The 18,738-nt window shown below is 64.2% G+C and carries 18 protein-coding genes and 1 pseudogene; 15 read left to right on the top strand and 4 right to left on the bottom strand.

The window, feature by feature from the left end; all coding sequences use genetic code 11:
* Nucleotides 1-33: 33 nt before the first annotated feature.
* Complete coding sequence (locus BUA41_RS05800; protein WP_072820678.1) at nt 34-1,341, bottom strand: MFS transporter; 1,308 nt, start codon at nt 1,339-1,341, stop codon at nt 34-36.
* 185 nt (nt 1,342-1,526) lie between these two features.
* On the opposite strand from BUA41_RS05800, the gene BUA41_RS05795 reads away from it, so the two are divergent.
* The 6 genes from BUA41_RS05795 (at nt 1,527) to BUA41_RS05770 (ending at nt 9,745) form a co-directional block, all read left to right on the top strand.
* The gene (locus BUA41_RS05795; RefSeq protein WP_072820676.1) at nt 1,527-3,434 is read left to right on the top strand and encodes a type IV pili methyl-accepting chemotaxis transducer N-terminal domain-containing protein; all 1,908 of its coding nucleotides are present in this window, start codon (nt 1,527-1,529) and stop codon (nt 3,432-3,434) included.
* A 6-nt stretch (nt 3,435-3,440) separates the two neighbouring features.
* On the top strand, nt 3,441-4,106 hold the full coding sequence (gene narL / locus BUA41_RS05790) for a two-component system response regulator NarL (protein ID WP_072820673.1): 666 nt from the start codon (nt 3,441-3,443) through the stop codon (nt 4,104-4,106).
* Nucleotides 4,107-4,468: 362 nt separating this feature from the next.
* Entirely contained in the window at nt 4,469-6,082 is a 1,614-nt protein-coding gene (locus tag BUA41_RS05785) for an MFS transporter (protein WP_072820823.1), read from the top strand.
* Nucleotides 6,083-6,160: 78 nt separating this feature from the next.
* A complete protein-coding gene (locus tag BUA41_RS05780; RefSeq protein WP_072820670.1) occupies nt 6,161-6,619 on the top strand; it encodes a universal stress protein in 459 nt (152 codons plus the stop codon).
* A 52-nt stretch (nt 6,620-6,671) separates the two neighbouring features.
* The gene (locus BUA41_RS05775; protein WP_072820667.1) at nt 6,672-8,171 is read left to right on the top strand and encodes an MFS transporter; all 1,500 of its coding nucleotides are present in this window, start codon (nt 6,672-6,674) and stop codon (nt 8,169-8,171) included.
* A 200-nt stretch (nt 8,172-8,371) separates the two neighbouring features.
* Complete coding sequence (locus tag BUA41_RS05770; protein ID WP_072820665.1) at nt 8,372-9,745, top strand: MFS transporter; 1,374 nt, start codon at nt 8,372-8,374, stop codon at nt 9,743-9,745.
* An 89-nt stretch (nt 9,746-9,834) separates the two neighbouring features.
* On the opposite strand, the gene BUA41_RS05765 is transcribed toward BUA41_RS05770, so the two are convergent.
* Nucleotides 9,835-10,155: a carboxymuconolactone decarboxylase family protein gene (locus BUA41_RS05765; protein ID WP_072820662.1), complete on the bottom strand. Its 321-nt coding sequence runs from the start codon at nt 10,153-10,155 to the stop codon at nt 9,835-9,837.
* A 221-nt stretch (nt 10,156-10,376) separates the two neighbouring features.
* On the opposite strand from BUA41_RS05765, the gene fnr reads away from it, so the two are divergent.
* Nucleotides 10,377-11,147 carry a fumarate/nitrate reduction transcriptional regulator Fnr gene (gene fnr, locus BUA41_RS05760; RefSeq protein ID WP_072820659.1) on the top strand — a complete coding sequence of 257 codons (771 nt, stop codon included), beginning with the start codon at nt 10,377-10,379 and terminating at the stop codon, nt 11,145-11,147.
* A 141-nt stretch (nt 11,148-11,288) separates the two neighbouring features.
* Nucleotides 11,289-12,677: an oxygen-independent coproporphyrinogen III oxidase gene (gene hemN, locus BUA41_RS05755; protein ID WP_072820657.1), complete on the top strand. Its 1,389-nt coding sequence runs from the start codon at nt 11,289-11,291 to the stop codon at nt 12,675-12,677.
* On the opposite strand, the gene BUA41_RS05750 is transcribed toward hemN, so the two are convergent.
* Complete coding sequence (locus BUA41_RS05750; RefSeq protein ID WP_072820652.1) at nt 12,670-13,065, bottom strand: SirB2 family protein; 396 nt, start codon at nt 13,063-13,065, stop codon at nt 12,670-12,672. The genes hemN and BUA41_RS05750 overlap by 8 nt on opposite strands.
* Before the next feature lie 205 nt (nt 13,066-13,270).
* Here BUA41_RS05750 and BUA41_RS05745 point away from each other — a divergent pair, with 205 nt between their 5' ends.
* The 7 genes and pseudogenes from BUA41_RS05745 to BUA41_RS19455 all read left to right on the top strand — a co-directional run bounded on the left by BUA41_RS05745 (nt 13,271) and on the right by BUA41_RS19455 (nt 17,931).
* Nucleotides 13,271-14,137, top strand: coding sequence for an MBL fold metallo-hydrolase (locus BUA41_RS05745; protein WP_072820821.1), 867 nt, complete (start codon nt 13,271-13,273; stop codon nt 14,135-14,137).
* A 12-nt stretch (nt 14,138-14,149) separates the two neighbouring features.
* Nucleotides 14,150-14,611 carry a YeeE/YedE family protein gene (locus BUA41_RS05740; protein ID WP_072820649.1) on the top strand — a complete coding sequence of 154 codons (462 nt, stop codon included), beginning with the start codon at nt 14,150-14,152 and terminating at the stop codon, nt 14,609-14,611.
* Entirely contained in the window at nt 14,608-15,021 is a 414-nt protein-coding gene (locus BUA41_RS05735) for a DUF6691 family protein (RefSeq protein ID WP_072820646.1), read from the top strand. Before BUA41_RS05740 ends, BUA41_RS05735 begins: the two co-directional genes overlap by 4 nt.
* 72 nt (nt 15,022-15,093) lie before the next feature.
* On the top strand, nt 15,094-15,783 hold the full coding sequence (locus BUA41_RS05730; protein WP_072820644.1) for a response regulator: 690 nt from the start codon (nt 15,094-15,096) through the stop codon (nt 15,781-15,783).
* Nucleotides 15,780-17,096 carry an ATP-binding protein gene (locus tag BUA41_RS05725; protein WP_072820641.1) on the top strand — a complete coding sequence of 439 codons (1,317 nt, stop codon included), beginning with the start codon at nt 15,780-15,782 and terminating at the stop codon, nt 17,094-17,096. The genes BUA41_RS05730 and BUA41_RS05725 overlap by 4 nt, the downstream gene beginning before the upstream one ends.
* 62 nt (nt 17,097-17,158) lie before the next feature.
* A pseudogene (locus BUA41_RS19715) lies at nt 17,159-17,587 on the top strand (c-type cytochrome); the annotation flags it as partial.
* A 71-nt stretch (nt 17,588-17,658) separates the two neighbouring features.
* Nucleotides 17,659-17,931, top strand: a complete 273-nt coding sequence (locus BUA41_RS19455) for a c-type cytochrome (protein ID WP_072820639.1) — start codon at nt 17,659-17,661, stop codon at nt 17,929-17,931.
* Between the two features lie 26 nt (nt 17,932-17,957).
* On the opposite strand, the gene dsbG is transcribed toward BUA41_RS19455, so the two are convergent.
* A complete protein-coding gene (gene dsbG / locus BUA41_RS05710) occupies nt 17,958-18,737 on the bottom strand; it encodes a thiol:disulfide interchange protein DsbG (protein WP_072820637.1) in 780 nt (259 codons plus the stop codon).
* Nucleotide 18,738: the final 1 nt, after the last annotated feature.

The raw sequence follows: 18,738 nt of genomic DNA, 5'->3' as shown, positions 1-18,738 counted from the left end.
ATAGATGGCCATGCAGGGTGGAGATAAGCCGGTTCAGCGGCGAGAGTGGGTAGTGCTGGCGTGATCCCACAGCATGACCAGCATGCAGACCGCCAGCGCCCCGTAAAGGAACATGAAGCCCACGCTGCGGATGCCGATCCATTCGTTGCCGATGACGAACACCAGGGGCAGCACGCAGGCGAACATTCCCCCCAGGGTGAGTGCCAGGCCGCCGATCCGGGCCATGTCGTCGCCGTGATCCCGATAGATCGTGCGCATCAGGCTGCCCTTGCCCACGCCCATGGCGAACCCCATCGACGAGAGCAATGCGATGAAGCCGCTCAGCGGCATGTTGAAGCTGAAGGCCACCTCGCCGTGCACGCCCTGGATCTGGATCGAGAAGGGCGGATAGGAGAGCAGGAACAGGCATACCAGCACCAGAGCACTCACCCACCAGCGGAGCGCCCGGAAATCGCGGCGATCCGCCAGGAGCCCCCCGACGATCTGACCCGCTCCCCCGGACAGGATGAACAGCAGCGCCCACTGCGCGGCCTGCTGCAACGACAGCTGATACTGGGCGGAAAGATAGCTCGGCAACCACAGGGCCAGCGCCACGAAGGCGCCGTAGAAGAAGCTGTAGTAGATGGCCAGGCGCCAGAGTTGCCAACTGGCCGGCGGCACCAGTGCGGCCAGCAAGCGCTGCCAGCGTCGTCGTCTTGCGCGCCGGTTCGCATTCTCTTCCGGCCCGTCGGATGCGGCGTCGTCCTCGTAGGCCTCGTCTTCGGCGAATAGCCACAGCAGAAGCGCCACCAGCAGCACCGGCAGCAGGTAGAGCTTGGGGGCCAGGCGCCAGCCATAGGCCTGACTGGCCAGGGGCAGCAGCAGATAGCTCAGGCCGGCGCCCAGCATGCCGGCACCGTAGAGGCCAAGGGCCAGGCCGATGCGCCCGCGCGGCCCCCAGGCCGCCACGTAGACCAGGCCCGCCGCCAGGGAACCGGCGCCCAGGCCCAGCCCGGCGCCGGCCAGCAGGAACTCGATGTAGTGCTCGGCTATACTGATCCACCAAAGAAAAGGACAGGCCAGCAGCAGGCACCCCAGCATGACGCGGCGGCCGCCGAACCACTGGGCCAGTCGGGCCATGGGCAGACTGGCCACGGCACCGGCCAGCATGGGCGTGGCCAGAAGGATCGCGAAGTCGATATCGTCGAACCCCAGCGCGCGCTTGAGTTCCATGCCCAGCACGGCGAACAGGGTCCAGCAGGCGAACACCAGGGCGAAGGTCAGCGGCGACAACACCACCACGACCAACGGCTGGTAGCCATTGGTCGGCAGGTTCGAAGGGGCTTCCCGGGCCATGGTCATCGTTGGGCAGGACTCGTGAGATGCTCAGGGGAATTCTCACGAGGCCGCCTTCGAGCGTCAAAAGGGCATCGGGAGTAACCCCTTTTGGGTACACCTTTGAGGGTTAGGCGATGACCGAGTAAAGTAGCAGGTCTTTCCTACTGAATTTCCGTCACTCGTTGCGGTTCGAGAGGATCCCGGCTTCGATGAAACTGTTGCAACGTTCCCTGGTGGCACGCATCGTGGCGTCGCTGCTGGCGATCACGGCCATGGCGCTGATCAGCATCGTCGTCACCATGACGGTCGCCAACAGCAGTCGCGGGGACGCCGCGGCCATCAACATGGCCGGCTCGCTGCGCATGAACAGCTACCAGATCGCCACCGCCCTGCTCTACTACCGGCAGCAGCCGGGGCCGGAGGAGCGCCGTCAGGTCGAGCGCCTGGTGGAACGCTTTCACGAGCGGCTCACCAGTGCCGAACTCACTGGTGCGATTCCCGCGGCCAGCGAGCATGTCCTCAAGCGCCGCTATCAGCAGCTTCTGGCACGCTGGGAGCAGCAGCTGGCCCCGCAGGTAAGGAGTGCGGTCAACGAGGGCAACCTGGATGGCGATGCCATGCTCGCCACCCTGGACAACCTGGTGGCCGACATCGACCGCATGGTGACCCTGCTGGAGCAGAACACCGAATCGAAGATCCGGCTGATAAGTGCCCTGCAGATCCTGTTTCTGATCCTGACCGCCGTGGTGGTCGCCATCGCGCTCTACGACATCCGCCATAATCTGGTCACTCCGCTGCGCCAGCTGGTCGCCCTGGCCCGGGAGGTCGCGCGCCACAACTTCCGTCCACGAAGCCGCCTGCGAGGCAACGACGAACTGGCGCTGCTGGGACGCACCCTGGACACCATGGCCGAGGAACTGGGGTCGAGCTATGCAGCCCTGGAAGAGCGCGTATCCCGCAAGCAGCAGGAGCTTCAACGCAGCAACCAGGCCATGCAGATCCTGCACGACGGCAGCCGCTCGCTCTATGGCGGCGGCAACGATCTCTGTGCCAGCGCCGCCCCCATGCTGCGCAAGCTCGAGAGGCTGCTCGACGTCGGCCCCATCCAGCTCTCGCTCAACGACCCGGTCGATCAACGCCAGACACCGATCCTGGCCACCCATTCGGCCACGCGGCCCGACTACTGTCGCGACTGGGAGTGTCATGCCTGCCTGATCGAGCCCCGCTCGCTCAAGCTCGAGCCGAACCAGGAGCGCGAATGCCTGCTGCTGCCCATCAACATGGGCAACGAACTGCTCGGCACCCTGGAAGTCTGGTATGCCAAGGAACTCGCCCTGAGCGACAGCACTCGGCGCCTGCTCAACGCCCTGAGCGATCAGTTGGCCACCGCGGTCTATCTGCAGCGTCGCATCGAGGAGCAGCAGCAGGTGACGCTGATGAACGAGCGCACCATCATTGCCCGGGAGTTGCACGACTCCCTGGCCCAGTCGCTCTCCTATCTGAAGATGCAGGTCGCCCGGCTGGAGCGCATGCAGCAGAAGGACGCCCCGCGCGAGACCCAGGCCGCGGTCTTCGACGAGCTGCGTACCGGCCTCAACAGCGCCTACCGGCAGCTCCGGGAGCTGCTCACCACCTTCCGTCTCAAGCTCGAGGGGCCGGGGCTCAAGTCCACACTGCTGCAGACCACCGAAGAGTTCGCCGAGCGCATGGCCATACCGGTGGAGTTCTTCTACGACGTGCCGCCGCATCTGCTCAACCCCAACGAGGAGATCCACGTCCTGCAGATCGTGCGCGAGGCCCTGGCCAATACCCACAAGCACGCCCACGCCCACTGGGCCGCGGTGACGGTGCGCTTCACCAACGCCCAGCTGCAGTTGCATATCGAGGATGACGGCATCGGCCTGAAGGATGACACCTCGCCCCCGCAGCATTACGGTCTGGTGATCATGCGCGATCGCGCCCAGACCCTGGGCGGCGAGCTTCAGCTCTCCAATCGCGCCGCCGGCGGCACCCTGGTCAAGCTCACCTTCACGCCCCAGACGGCACGGCTGATCGCGCGCCAGCCGGCCCAGGCAGAAGCCACCATCGCCACAGCCACCTACGGGAACAGGGAATAAGCCAAGATGGTCAACTCAGTCCACGACTCCCCCGCCACGCTTCTGATCATCGACGACCACCCGCTGCTGCGTCGAGGCGTCGCGCAGCTGCTCGAGCTCGAGGAGGACCTGGAACTGCTCGGCGAGACCGGCGAACCCGAGGAGGGGCTGCGCCTGGCGACGGAGCTCGATCCGGACATGATCCTGCTGGATCTCAACATGCCGGGCATGAACGGCATCGAGACCCTGAAGCGCTTGCGCGAGGCGGATTTCGCCGGGCGCGTGGTAATGTTCACCGTCTCGGATCATGAAGAGGACGTGGTGGCCGCCCTGCGCGCCGGCGCCGACGGCTACCTGCTCAAGGACATGGATCCGGACGAGATGGTGCGCCAGATACGCCAGGCCGGGCTCGGCCGCATGGTGATCAGCGAAAGCCTCACGGCGCTGCTCGCCGAGGCCCTGCGCAATCAGCGCAGCAAGCCCGCCACCCCGGATGTGCACAGCCTGACCCAGCGCGAGCGGGAAATCCTGCGTGAACTGGCCGCGGGGCTTTCCAACAAGCTGATCGCCCGCAAGCTCGACATCACCGAAGGCACGGTCAAGGTGCATGTCAAGCACCTGCTCAAGAAGCTCAACCTGCGCTCCCGGGTGGAGGCCGCCGTGTGGGCGGTGCAGGCAGGCATCGACGATTGAGCCGGGGTGGTTTTCGTGGATACCTCCAAAAAGCGGCGCATCATCAAAATGCTTGGATTTCTTCTCCGCACTGCACAAAAATCGCTTTACTAACAGATAGATAAAATACTTCTTACTCTATCTCGAAAGTGGTATCTCCCTGCTTTCGCAGCTTTTTTTACCAGTTTCCCCCTCTATGCATAGGGCGTATCTTTCGCCTCAAAGCCCTGCCTCTTGATCTTGCTCAATGCGACGACCGCCAGGCGGGGCTCCATAAAAGCGCGTCTGAAAGCTCATCTAGAGGGGGAAGCAGCATGACCGAAAAGAACGTGGATATCGGACACGACGGTGCGCTCAGCGCCCGGGGGCACTCGGGGGGCGGCCTGCAACGCCGAAACGCCGACATCGAGCACTGGGATATCGAAAACGAGGAGTTCTGGAATCGGGAAGGCAAGAAGATTGCCACCCGCAACCTGTGGATCTCGATCCCCAGCCTGCTGATGGGCTTCGCCGTCTGGCTGATGTGGGGCATGATCACCACCCAGATGCTCAACCTGGGCTTTCCCTTCCGGGTCGAGCAACTCTTCACCCTGACCGCCATCGCCGGTCTGTCCGGCGCTACCCTGCGCATCCCGGCCTCCTTCATGATTCGCATCGCCGGCGGACGCAACACCATCTTCCTGACCACCGCCCTGCTGATGATCCCGGCGCTGGGCACCGGCCTGGCGCTGACGAACCCGGATACGCCGCTGTGGGTATTCCAGCTGCTGGCCTTGCTGTCGGGCATCGGGGGCGGCAACTTCGCCTGCTCCATGAGCAACATCAGTAACTTCTACCCCAAGAAGCAGCAGGGTTATGCCCTGGGCATGAACGCCGGCCTGGGCAACTTCGGCGTGACCACCATGCAGATCCTGATTCCCCTGGTGATGACCGTGGGCATCTTCGGCGCCATCGCCGGCGACCCGATGGAACTGCAGCGCGCCAGCGGCACCCTGATCGGGCGCATCGATGCCGGTACCGATACCTGGATCCAGAATGCCGGCTTCATCTGGCTGGTCTTCCTGATTCCGCTGGCCTTCGCCGGCTGGTTCGGCATGAACAACCTGCGCACCATCACCCCGCATCCGGGCACTCCGCTGGCCGCCTTCGGCAAGATCCTGGGGCTTTACGGCATCGGCTTCGTGGCCGCTGCCGTGGGGCTCTACCTGTTCCTGCCCGCGCCGGTCGGCCTGGGCCTGCTCAACATGTGGATCGCCCTGCCGCTGACCATCGCCCTGACCGTGGGGCTTCTGCGCCTGCTGCCGGGTAGCATCAAGCCCAACATCAAGACCCAGTTCGCCATCTTCAAGGACAAGCACACCTGGGCGATGACGGTGCTCTACATCGCCACCTTCGGCTCCTTCATCGGCTTCTCCGCTGCCCTGCCGCTGTCCATCACCGTCATCTTCGGCAACATGATGGAAGTCGCCGCCGACGGCACCATGACCCGGGTGGCCAACCCGGATGCCCCCAGCGCCCTGACCTGGGCCTGGATGGGTCCCTTCGTCGGCGCCCTGATTCGCCCGGTGGGCGGCTGGATTTCCGATAAATTGGGCGGCGCCATCGTCACCCAGATCATGACCGCCATCATGGTCGCCGCCTCCGTCGGCGTGGGCTACGTGATGATGCTGGCCTACAACTCCACGGATCCCAACCAGTTCTTCTGGATGTTCCTGCTGCTGTTCATCGCGCTGTTCGCCGCCAGCGGCATCGGTAACGGCTCCACCTTCCGCAGCATCGGCGTGATCTTCAACGTGCAGCAGAAGGGTCCGGTACTGGGCTGGACCTCCGCCGTGGCCGCCTACGGCGCCTTCATCGCCCCGCGGGTGATGGGCGAACAGATCAAGGCCGGCACCCCGGAAATGGCCATGTATGGCTTCGCGGTCTTCTATGCCCTCTGCCTGCTGGTCAACTGGTGGTTCTACCTGCGCAAGAACGCCGACGTAAGAAACCCTTGACAACAACAGCCCGGGCCAACGTGCCCGGGCCTTTTCTCAACCTCCAGCCACCCTGTGGGAATTGATGAGAGGTACGCAATGAAAATCATGATCGCCTATGACGGGTCGCGTAACGCCAAGCTGGCCCTGGCCCAGATCATCGACATGTTCCGGCCGATGAAGCCATCGCTGCTGCTGGTGGGCGTGGCGGAAAACCCACGCGACGCCACGGATGCCAACGAATCACTGTTCCAGGAGGAGTACGACGAGCTCAAGCGAGCGCTGGAAGAGGGCGTGGCCTTCGCCCAGAAGGAGGAGTTCGAGGCCGAGACACTTCTCGCCGAGGGGGATGCCCGCAAGGGGCTGCTCCAGGCGACCCAGAAGAAGACCCCCGACCTGCTGGTCATCGCCCGGCACAGCCACAAGCCCGATGGCGGCATCATCGCCCAGTCGCTGACCTACTTCGTCGACGAGCTGGACTACATGACCTTCGGCAGCGTCAGCTCCTTCCTGGCACGACGGGCAGAGTGTCCCCTGTTGATACTCCCCAGCCCTTGAACTCCGGATTCTCCAACACCTCGCTTATTTCAGGATACAGGATGATACGACCATGAAAGTCTCCTCCATCTTCAAGTTCCGCAGTCCAGAGATCAGGGCGTTGCACCTGACCTGGATTGCCTTCTTCATCACCTTCTACGTCTGGTTCAACATGGCGCCGCTCGCCTCGAGCATGCTGCGCAGCGTCGACTGGTTGACCGCGGACGACTTGAAGCTCTTCGCCATCTGCAACGTGGCCCTGACCATTCCGGCGCGGATCCTGGTCGGTATGGCCCTGGATCGCTTCGGCCCGCGTCGGGTGTTCTCGATCCTGATGGTCACCATGTCGATTCCCGCCCTGGTGTTCGCCTTCGGCGATACCATGATGCAGCTGCTGGTCTCGCGCCTGGTGCTCAGCTCCATCGGTGCCGGCTTCGTGGTGGGCATCCACATGACCGCGCTGTGGTTCAAGCCGCGGGACATCGGCTTCGCCGAGGGTTTCTACGCCGGCTGGGGCAACTTCGGTTCCGCCGCCGCCGCCATGACCCTGCCCACCATTGCGTTGACCATGTATGCCGGTGAAGACGGCTGGCGCTGGGCCATCGCCCAGAGCGCCATCGTCATGGCCGCCTACGGCGTCTACTACTGGTTCGCCATCACCGACGGCCCGGATGCCAAGGCGCATCGCAAGCCGCGCAAGGCAGCCGCCATGGAGGTCAGCAGCTGGGGCGACATGATCAAGCTGATCCTCTGGACCATCCCGCTGATCGGTGTGCTCTCCATCCTGGTATGGCGCATCCAGAAGATCGGCTACCTCTCGACCACCGGGGCCACCATCGCCTATCTGGTCATCGCTGCCATCGTCGTCTACCAGATCGTGCAGATCCTGCGCGTCAACGTGCCGATCCTCAAGAAGGGCGTGCCGGAGGATGACAAGTACCCGTTCAACAGCGTCGCGGCGCTCAACAGCACCTACTTCGCCAACTTCGGTGCGGAGCTCGCGGTGGTTTCCATGCTGCCGATGTTCTTCGAGCAGACCTGGGGGCTGAATGCCGCCATGGCCGGCCTGATCGCCGCCTCCTTCGCCTTCGTGAACCTGGTGGCACGCCCCATGGGTGGCCTGGTGTCGGATCGCATGGGCAACCGTCGCTTCGTGATGCTCAGCTACATGCTCGGCATCGCGGTGGGCTTCACGCTCATGGGCCTGCTCAACTCCTCCTGGCCGCTGGTCATCGCCATCGTCATCACCATCTTCACCTCCTTCTTCGTGCAAGGGGCGGAAGGTGCCACCTTCGGCATCATCCCCTCCATCAAGCGCCGCATCACCGGACAGATCTCCGGCATGGCAGGCGCCTATGGCAACGTGGGAGCGGTGGTTTACCTGACGATCTTCACCTTCGTCACGCCGAGTCAGTTCTTCTTCATCATCGCCACCGGCGCCTTCATCAGCTGGCTGATCTGCCTGCTGTGGCTCAAGGAGCCGGAGAACGCCTTCGAGGAGGAGTACTACGTGTCGTCCGTTGATCGCCAGATCGAGGAGCAGCACCTGCAGGCTGCGAAAGCCAAGGGCTAAGCGGTAGCTGAAGCAACCCGAGGGGGCGCCCGACAACCGGTCGGGCGCCCCCTCGGCGTTTCTACGTGGTAGCAAACTCCTCGGGCGAGACAAGACGCCCCCTTCTATATTGATCCGCGTCAATGGACAGCCTTGGGCGGCATGTCAGGCTGTTCGCCTGTCATGTGAGAGTCTCGAGCCAAGCAGGCGAGGAGGGAGCGATGCAGCATCTCGAAGGAGTGACCCGCCCGCAGCAATACCGGGCGTTGGCCTTCAGCACCGTGGCATTCACCACGTGTTTCGCCGTGTGGACGATCTTTTCCATCATCGGCGTCAAGATCAAGCAGGACCTGGGACTCAACGAGACCCAGTTCGGCATCCTGGTGGCCACACCGGTGCTGACCGGCTCGATCAGCCGCCTCTTCCTGGGCATCTGGACCGAACAGTTTGGCGGGCGTCGGGTGTTCAGCCTGCTGATGATGATCACCGCCGTCTGCGTCTTCCTGCTCTCCTATGTCGAGACTTACGCGATGTTTCTGGTGGCGGCCCTAGGCGTCGGCCTGGCCGGCGGCTCCTTCATCGTCGGCATCGCCTACACCTCCTACTGGTTCGAAAAGGAGAAGCAAGGCACCGCCCTGGGCATCTTCGGTGCCGGCAACGCCGGCGCGGCCGTGACCAATTTCGGGGCGCCTTTCCTGCTGCTGGCGGTAGGCTGGGAGCGCACCGCCGTGGTCTATGCCATCGTGCTGGCGGTGATGGCCGTCGCCTTCTGGGTGTTCACCCAGGAGGACCCGTTGACCCGATCGCGGCGCGGCCGAGGCGGCAAGCCCACCTCCACCCGGGCACAACTCGAACCGCTCAAGCATCTCCAGGTATGGCGCTTCTCGCTCTACTACTTCTTCGTCTTCGGCGCCTTCGTCGCCCTGGCCTCCTACCTGCCGCGCTACTACGTCGGCGCCTACGAGGTGAGCATCGCCGTGGCCGGCACCCTGGCGGCCCTCTATACCCTGCCGGCCAGCGTGTTCCGTGCCCTGGGGGGCTGGCTGTCGGATCGCTACGGCGCCCGGGCGATCATGTACCTGACCTTCATCGCCTCGCTGGTGTGCCTGTTCCTGCTCGCCTACCCCGAGACCAGCTACGTGGTGCAAGGCAAGGAAGGAGAGATCGCCTTCACCCTGGCAATGCCGCTGTGGGGCGTGGTGGTGCTCACCGTGCTGCTCGGTTTCTTCATGTCCCTGGGCAAGGCGGCGGTGTACAAGCACATCCCGGTCTACTATCCCGAGAACGTGGGGTCCGTCGGCGGCCTGGTGGGCATGATCGGCGGCCTGGGCGGCTTCTTCCTGCCGATCCTGTTCGGTGCCGTGCTCGATCTCACCGGGGTGTGGACCAGCTCCTACATGGTGCTCTTCGTGCTCGTGGCGGTGTCGCTGATCTGGATGCACGGCGCGATTCGGCGCATGGAGCGTCAGCGTGTCCCCGAACTCGCCGAGGAGCGCTTCCGCTATCTGCCCGAGATCCAGGGGCCGGCCGCCGCCTATGCCAGGCGCCATCCGGCACGTGGTGCAGACACCCAGGATAACGAACCGGCATCATGAACCGAGATACCGCCCTGGCGTGGCCGGGGCGGTAGTTAGAAAAGTTGACGCATCGCACCCGCGGCAAATCAGCGCGGGTGCGATCAGGTTCAGCGCCCGTCGGTGACGTCCTCGATCCAGGTCAGCGCCGCCACGGCCGCGGGGAAGCCCAGGGTGGGAATCGACAGCATCGCCACCTGCTTGAGCTCCTCGGCACCGATGGATTCCTGCATGGCCCGCCGGGCGTGGGAGTGCACGGCCCCCTCGGAACGCGCTCCCACGGCCAGGGCCAACTTGACCAGACGGCGAGTCCGCTCGTCCAGGGGGCCAGCCTTGGCACAAGCCTCGCCAAGGGCAGCGTAGGCTTCCCAGATCTCGGGATAGTCGTTGGCGACTTCGCCGGCGCCCGAGGGCAGATTCTGCTGAGACATCGAGACACTCTCCTTACCTTTCAAGTTGAAAACGCTGTTGCCGATGCTACAAGTACATACTACGGATGTGTACAAGCGAGCCCGGGCCGTCATCTCTCGCGACCACTCGATACCCACTCGTTTAACCTATACTATGCGCACATAACCATCGAGCCCTTGCCCTCTTTTCGTTAGAATCGCACGTATCGACATGCAAGGCCTGCTGTGAGGAGAACAACACCATGTCCCTGCCCCGTGGCGTGACGACGCTGAAGGAGGTGCGCGACAGCTGCCGCAATTGCCGCCTGAGATCGCTGTGCCTGCCCGAATCGCTCTCGACGGCAGACATCGGCAAGCTCGAGGAGATCGTCCATCGGCGCAAGCCGATCGCCCGCGGCGACTATCTTTTCCAGGCAGGGCACCCCTTCACTGCGATCTACGCGGTGCGCACCGGATCGATCAAGACCTCCACCCTGCTCTCGAACGGCGACGAGCACATCTCCGGGTTCCACTTGCCCGGCGAGGTGATCGGCCTCGACGCGATCACCTCCGATCGCCACCCTTCCGCGGCCATCGCCATGGAGACCACCAGCGTGTGCGAGATTCCGTTCAACTCCCTGGAAGCCCTGGGTGAACAGGCTCCGGCGCTACAGCACCAGCTGGTGAGGATCATGAGCCGGGAACTGGTGACCGAGCAGGGTACCGCCCAGCTCCTGACCCGGCGTTCGGCGGAACAGCGTCTGGCGGCCATCCTCCTGAACTTCTCGGACCGCTTCGCCAATCGCGGCCTCTCCGCCAGCCGCTTTCGCCTGCCGATGTCGCGACTGGATCTCGGCAACTACCTGGGCCTCGTCCCCGAGACCATGAGCCGGACCTTCCGACGTCTGGAAGAGCAGGGGTTGTTGAGCATCGCCGGCAAGGAAGTTTCCATCCTCGACAAGTGCGCCTTGACCGAGCTCGCCTACGGCACGGGGCCGGACGCCAGCGACACGACCCGCTCGGGGCGCGCCTGAGGGCGCAGCCCGGGCCCATACCGAGGATTGCTGCGCGAGCCCTCTCACGCGTTTCGGCATGAGCGGACGTGACTCAAGTCAACATCCATCCCGGTGGCCATCGCTATAGTGGCTCTCAAAACCCTTCTCCATGGTGATGAGATGGCCGCCACACCGACATTCGATCGAGCCCTGCTGGAGAAGTACGACCGACCAGGTCCGTGCTACAGCCTCTACCCCGGCTTGCCCCATCTTCACAAGAGCTTCTCGGCCAGCGAATATCACCAATTGGCGCAAGCCAGCAACGAGGACCCGATTCCCAAGCCCCTGGCGGTCGGGGTGCACACCCCCCTGTGCCGCCCGCGTCGCAGCGGTGGCAGTTCCCATGGCACCGCCATCCGGCGCACAGTGCATGCCTCCGAGTACCTGGACCATCTGAAACGCGAAATCACGCTCCAGGCACAGTTGTTCGACAATGACCGCCAGGTCGAACAACTGCACCTGGACGATGGCGTCCCCGCCTGTTTCACCGACGAGCATCTGATGGCACTGCTCGACGAGCTGGCGAGGCAGTTTCGGATCGCAAGCAGCGACGATCGCGAGTTCTCCCTGCGGGTAGATCCCCGCTCCGTGACACCGGAGCGGATCGTCTCGCTCGCCGCGCTGGGGTTCGACCGACTCAGCCTGGACGTGCAGGACCTCGATCCGAAGGTCCAGGATGCGATCGGTCGCCCGCTGAAGGATGACCAGGTCGCCGACCTGGTGGCGGCCGCGCACCACGCAGGCTTTCGTTCGCTGAACATCGATCTGGTGCGCGGGCTGCCCGGGCAGACCCTCGAGAGTTTCGATGCCACCCTGGACCAGGCGATCGCGCTGCATCCCGACCGGCTCACGGTCCACGATCATGACCCATCAGACGAGGCATCGCGGACCCCGTGTCGATCACGAGCCGAGGACCTGCCCTCCCGGGAAGGCAGGCTCGAACTGCTGGAACTGACCCTGGCACGACTCACGACGGCGGGTTACGTGTATATCGGCCAGGATCACTTTGCCCTGCCCGACGACGAGCTGGCCCGGGCACGACACACCCATCGCCTGCAGCGCAACTTCCAGGGGTACTCCGCCCGTGCCGACTGCGACCTCATCGGCCTGGGGGTGACTGCAATCGGCAAGATCGGTGACAGCTACAGCCAGAACGTCAGGGAACTCTCCCGCTACTACACCCGTCTGGATACCGGGCAGTTGCCCATCTGGCGGGGTCACGACCTGAGTTTCGACGACCTGCTGCGTCGCGAGGTGATCGACCGGCTGATGTGTCAGGAGTGGCTCGACTTCGCCAGCATAGAAGCCCGGTATCGTATCGTCTTTCGCAACTACTTCGCGCCGGAACTGGCCGCTCTCGCGCCGCTCGCCGACGACGGCCTGGTCATGGTCCGACGGGGCGCCATCACGCTGCTTCCTGCGGGTCGTCTGCTGCTGCGGCAGGTGGCCATGGTCTTCGATCGCTATCTCAACAAGCCGCAACAACGGCGCTTCTCCCGAGTCATGTGACGAACCAGGCCCAGGAGAGGGGATGATGGGCTACGGCAGCCCCCACGATGTAGGCAAAGATCGCGACGGCAATCAGTGCCGCGATGGCCCGGGCCGTTGCGGTCCGCCCTCGCTTGATCGCGATCGTGCCCACCCCGATGTAGGCCAGGAGCCCGATCAGCTTGGCGGCGAGCCAGGGCTGCCGGGTCGGCCAGGCCTCGAGCAGGATCATCAGCGTGATCCCCGTCGCCAGCAGCAGCGTATCGATCAGGTGGGGCAGCACGCGCACCCATCGCTGCTGCAGCCAGGAGGAGCCACGTACCGACCACCAGCTGCGCAGCAGGAAGAGTGCAAGGCTCAGGCCCACCGTGGTCACATGAAGGTGCTTGATCAGAAAGTAACTGCCCATGCTCGGTCCAGGTGTCTCGACGGATGAGATCGGGCGCCGCGAGGCGCGCGTGAGGCCGTCCGTTTTACTACATCGACCAGGCGCTTGCATCCGTCGCAAGGAATCTCGAACCAGCCCCGTTTATACCATAATCATCTAACGATAGAACTTGTGTTACGCTCTGCGGTCTCCATATTGGAAATCATCGATGACCCTGGAGGCTTCCATGCGCAATCCTATCGTGACTCATTTCTTCGATGAGCCAACCAACACCTTCAGCTATGTCGTGCGGGACCCGGACAGTCAGGCCTGCGCCATTCTCGATTCGGTGCTCGACTTCGACTATGCCGCGGGGCGTACCGACGTGCGCTCGGCCGACGCCATCGTCGACTTCATTCGACGCCAGGACCTGAAGGTCGAGTGGATCCTCGAGACCCACGTGCATGCCGATCATCTCTCCGCCGCGCCCTATCTGCACGAACGGCTGGGGGGCAAGACCGGGATCGGGGCAAAAATCCGCGAGGTACAGGAGATCTTCGGCAAGGCGTTCAATGCCGGCAGCGAGTTTGCCCGGGATGGCAGCCAGTTCGACCATCTCTTCGATGAAGGCGACACCTTTTCCATCGGCGGCCTGGAAGGCCGGGTACTGCATACTCCGGGACATACGCCGGCCTGCCTGACCTACGTGATCGGCGACGCGGCCTTCGTCGGCGACACCCTGTTCATGCCGGACTACGGCACGGCACGCTGCGACTTCCCCGGCGGCGACGCCCGCACCCTGTATCGCTCGATCCAGAAGGTCCTGGACCTGCCCGGCGAGACCCGGCTGTTCCTCTGCCACGACTACAAGGCGCCCAGGCGTGAGGAGTACCAGCACCAGACCAGCGTGGCCGAACAGCGCGCGAACAACATTCATGTCCACGAAGGGGTCGACGAGGAGGCCTTCGTCAAGATGCGTACCGAGCGCGACGCCACCCTGGGCATGCCGCGACTGATCCTGCCGTCGGTGCAGGTCAACATGCGCGCCGGCGCCATGCCGCCCGCCGAGGACAACGGACAGACCTATCTGAAGGTCCCCATCAATCTGTTCTAAAGGAGAATTCGTGTGGATGTAACGGCAAGCCTGCATGGCCTGATCGGCGGGGTGCTGATCGGCCTGTCCGCCATCTGGCTGATGGCGACCCTCGGCCGCATCGCCGGCATCAGCGGCATTCTGTCCGGGCTCTTGGCCGGCGGCAGCCAGGGCGATTCCGCCTGGCGATTGACCTTCCTGCTTGGGCTGATCAGCGGCCCGCTGATCCTGATTCTATCGGGTAGCGACCTGGGCAACGTGGTCGAATCCCCCGGCAAGGTGGTCGGCGAGCCTGTCGGGGGTGTAGGGCTCATGCTGCTTGCCGGCCTGCTGGTCGGCGTCGGCACCGGCATCGGTGGCGGCTGTACCAGCGGTCATGGCGTCTGCGGCCTCGCCCGCCTGTCGACTCGCTCGATCGTCGCGACATTGACCTTCCTGCTGGTCGCCATGCTCACCGTCTACCTGGTGCGTCATGTGATCGGAGGTGGCGCATGAGAGCACTCATGGGATACATCGCCGGGCTACTGTTCGGCCTGGGGCTGGCCATCGGCGGCATGACCGACCCCGCCCGGGTATTGGCCTTCCTGGATATCTTCGGCGCCTGGGACCCGACCCTGATCTTCGTCCTCGGCGGAGCGGTGGCGACCACCTTCGTCGGCTATCGGCTGGTGCTGCGCCGCGAGCAGCCTCTGGTGGCCCAGGGCTTTCATCTGCCGACCCGGCGCGACCTGGATGGGCGCCTGATCGGTGGCGCAGCACTCTTCGGCATTGGCTGGGGGCTCTCCGGCTACTGCCCGGGACCGGCGTTCGCTTCCATCGCGGGTATCACAGCGCCGCTCGTCGCCATGCTGGTGGCCATGATCGGCGGATGGTTCCTGGCCCGCCGGCTACCCGCGACATCCTGAACACATCCCCTGGATGCTCACGGCCTTCATGGGTCACCTCCCTGAAGGTTAGGCTCCTTCCGAGAAGGCACCATGCACGTACTGCTGATAGAAGATGACGACCTCGTCGCCACTGGCATCCAGGCCGGGCTGGCGGACTACGATGCCGTGGTCGATCCCGTAATGACATTGGCCGATGCGCGGGCAGCCTTGCGCACCTTCTCCAGTGACGTGGTGGTGCTGGATCTGGGCCTGCCCGATGGGGATGGGCTGAACCTGCTGGCCGAGTGGCGTGCCGCCGGCGTGAACGTTCCGGTGCTGGTACTCACCGCCCGGGACAGGATCAGTGATCGGGTGACCGGTCTGCAGGGGGGTGCCGACGACTACCTGCTCAAGCCCTTCGATCTGGATGAGTTGGCAGCGCGACTCCAGGCACTCGTGCGTCGTGTAGCCGGGCGTTCCCGCGCCTTGATCGAGCACGGATCACTGCGTTTCGATCCGCTGGCCCGGCGGCTGACCCTTGACGAGTGCGAGATCTCACTGCCGCGACGTGAACTGATGCTGCTCGAAGTCTTCCTGCAGGCCCCGGGTAGTGTGCTGACGGCAGATCAGCTCAAGGACCGTCTCTACGGTATGAACGATGAGGTCGAGAGCAATGCCCTCAACGTGCATATCCATTTCCTGCGCCGCAAGCTGGGTAGTGGCGTGATCGAGACCGTACGCGGTCTCGGCTATCGGCTCGGCGATCCCGCGGCCATCGACGCCGGGCAGCGCAACGAATGAGCCTGCGCAACCGGCTGCTGCTGACCCTGGGTCTGACCCTGACCCTGCTATGGGGCCTGGCGGCCGCCTGGTTGATGCGCGATCTGCATGAGGAGTTGCAGAGCACCCTCGATCAGCGTCTGGCCCAATCGGCGCGCATGGCGGCGGGACTGGTGGGAACGCTGCCGGAGAATGCCTGGAAGCGTGCCGAGAGGCCTCGTCTGTCGATTCCCGCCATCGCGGGGCTGGCCTGCCAGGTGCGCTCCCCCGGGGGCAAAGTCATCGCCCGTACCCATGGTGACCTGGATGATGTTCTCGCCCCCCAGGCGTCAGGGCACAGTTACCGCCAGGTCGATGGCGAGTACTGGCGAGTGTTCACTTACCGCCAGGACGGCCTGACCATCACCACCGCCGATCGGGTGAACGAGCGCGACCGGCTGCTGCGCGATGTTCTCCTGGTAACCGTGGTGCCCTTCCTGGTTGCCCTGGTGGGGAGCCTGGTCGTCTTGTGGGCCGGCATCCGACGCGGCCTGCGTCCACTTTCCCGTTTACAGCGCTCTCTGGCCCAACGCCAGCCAAACGCCCTGGCACCGGTGGCGACCCAAGGTCTGACCGCGGAGCTGCGACCTCTGGTCGATACCCTCAATGCCCTGCTCTTGCGCATCCAGCGTGCCTTGGCTCGCGAGCAGCGCTTCACCAATGACGCCGCTCACGAACTGCGCACGCCTCTGACGGCCATCAAGACCCATTTGCAGATCGCGCGCCGTCGTGAGGGTGAGGCGGCCCGGCAGGCCCAGACATCGGCCGAGGAAGGGGTAGCGCGGCTGCAGAACACCCTGGAGCAGCTCTTGATGCTGGCTCGTCTCGAGGGTGATCACGAAGATCAACCTCCGGGCGATAGCCTCTCGGATGCCGTGGTCGAGGACGCATTGGCCGCCTTGGGCCCCGACGCACGCGATACCTTCCTGATCGACCAACCCGAGCAGGGCATACGCCTTGCAGCGCCCCATGAACTGGTGGTGACCGCCCTGCGCAACCTGCTGGAAAATGCCCGACGCTTCAGTCCCGCTCGAGGTTCGGTCCGCTTGATACTGGAACAAGGTGACGCTGGGCTAGACTTCATGGTGAGTGACCGTGGCCCCGGAGTGGATGATGCTTCCCTGGCCAGGCTCACCGAACGCTTCTGGCGTCACGGTGCCGGGCGCGGCAGTGGCCTGGGCCTGGCCATCGTGGCCACCCTCGCCGAGCGCTTCGGTGGTCATTTGATGGTCGACCACAACCGACCGCACGGGTTGACCGTGACGCTCCGGCTGCCCAAAGCCGTGCCGGGGTAGTTGGCACACCAAGACGATGATCTCAACCACGTGATGCAGGCCGTATCGGTCAGTACGGCGACATGGTCCGCAAGGGCCGCGATCTGTTCATCGATACCCAGCAACTGCGGGGTACCCATGTGTTCAACGATCAGAACTGCGGCAATTGCCACCTGGATGCGGGACATCTGGCCAATTCCGCACCGATGTGGGCCTCCTTCGGCATGTACCCGGCCTATCGCAGCAAGAACGACAAGGTCAACACCCTGACCGAGCGCCTTCAGGGCTGCTTCACCGACTCCATGAACGGGGTGCCGCCGGAGGCCGACAGCGAGCCGCTGGTGGCCCTGGAAACCTATTTCCATTGGCTGGCCACCGCAGCACCCGGCAATCAGGCACTACCCGGCCGCGGCTACCCCAAGCTGAAGGAACCCGAGAACGGTTATGACCGGGAGCGCGGGGCCAAGGTGTATGCCGAGCAGTGCGCCATCTGTCACGGTGATGACGGCGCCGGCCAGAGGGTGGCCGAGCGCCAGGTCTTTCCGCCGCTATGGGGCGATGGCGCTTACAACTGGGGCGCCGCATGCATCGTGTCAATACGGCTGCCGGTTTCATCAAGGCCAACATGCCGCTGGGCAAGCCCAACACCCTCAGCGATCAGCAGGCCTGGGACGTGGCAGCCTTCATCAACAGCCACGAGCGCCCCCAGGATCCGCGGCGTGAAGGCATGGACTCTCTCGCGGCGACCGCCGAGACCTACTATCAGCACCCTGGCTACTATGGCAAGGAGGTCGACGGCAAGATACTCGGTGACCACGACAACATCGGCGGCAAGGCGGCCATCGAGTCGAAGTGACTGGGGCTATGCTGGAGATGATGCAATCAGGGTCTAGGCGAACCCATCATCTCCACCAGCTTCTCTTCTCCCGGGGCGCCCTGGGTCACCGCCAGCCGGTCGTTCTCGCCGGTGTGATACAAGGTGGTGGGCGTGGCGCCGAAGCCGAGCGAGCGCATCAACTGGTTGTTGGCGAACAGTTCGTCCTCCTGCTCCCGGGAGAGCGTGTCCGGGATCTCGACCTCCTCGCCCTGCTGATGCTCGCGCAACGCCTGGGTGGGATCATCGGCGGCCAGCAGGGCGATGGCCTTCTGCGGGCTGTCCTTCTTCAAGATGCCGACCATGATGTGACGCAGCTGTACCTTGCCGGCCTCGACCCAGGGTCGGGTCTGTTCGAAGAACCGATGGCAATAGGGGCAGTTGGGGTCGGTGAAGGTGTAGAGCACATGCTCGGCCGCCGGGTCACCGTCGGAGATCCAGGTGCTCTCTTCGAGCTTTTGCCACAGGGCGGCGTCCTGGGGGCCACCGACCAGCTTGGCTAGGGGTGCCGCGGAAAGATCGTTGCCCTCGGCATCCAGCAGGGTACCGACGATGGCATGCTGGCCATCCTCGGTGACATAGACCGCCACTTCCCGGCCCTGCACGCTGGCAGCGTAACCGGTCAAGCCGGCGGGCGCCTCGAAACGCTCATGCACGGTCAGGCCCTGCTTTTCCAGTGCCTGGATGGGCGCCGGCCACTCCTCCTCAGCGAGACTGGCCAACGGCCAGAACAGGCCTGGCAGCGCCAAGAGCAGCAAACCGCGGCGCCGGCGGATAATATCGATCATG

Source organism: Modicisalibacter ilicicola DSM 19980 (assembly GCF_900128925.1).
GTDB classification, from domain to species: domain Bacteria; phylum Pseudomonadota; class Gammaproteobacteria; order Pseudomonadales; family Halomonadaceae; genus Modicisalibacter; species Modicisalibacter ilicicola.
This window is presented reverse-complemented; position numbering and strand designations above follow the sequence as displayed.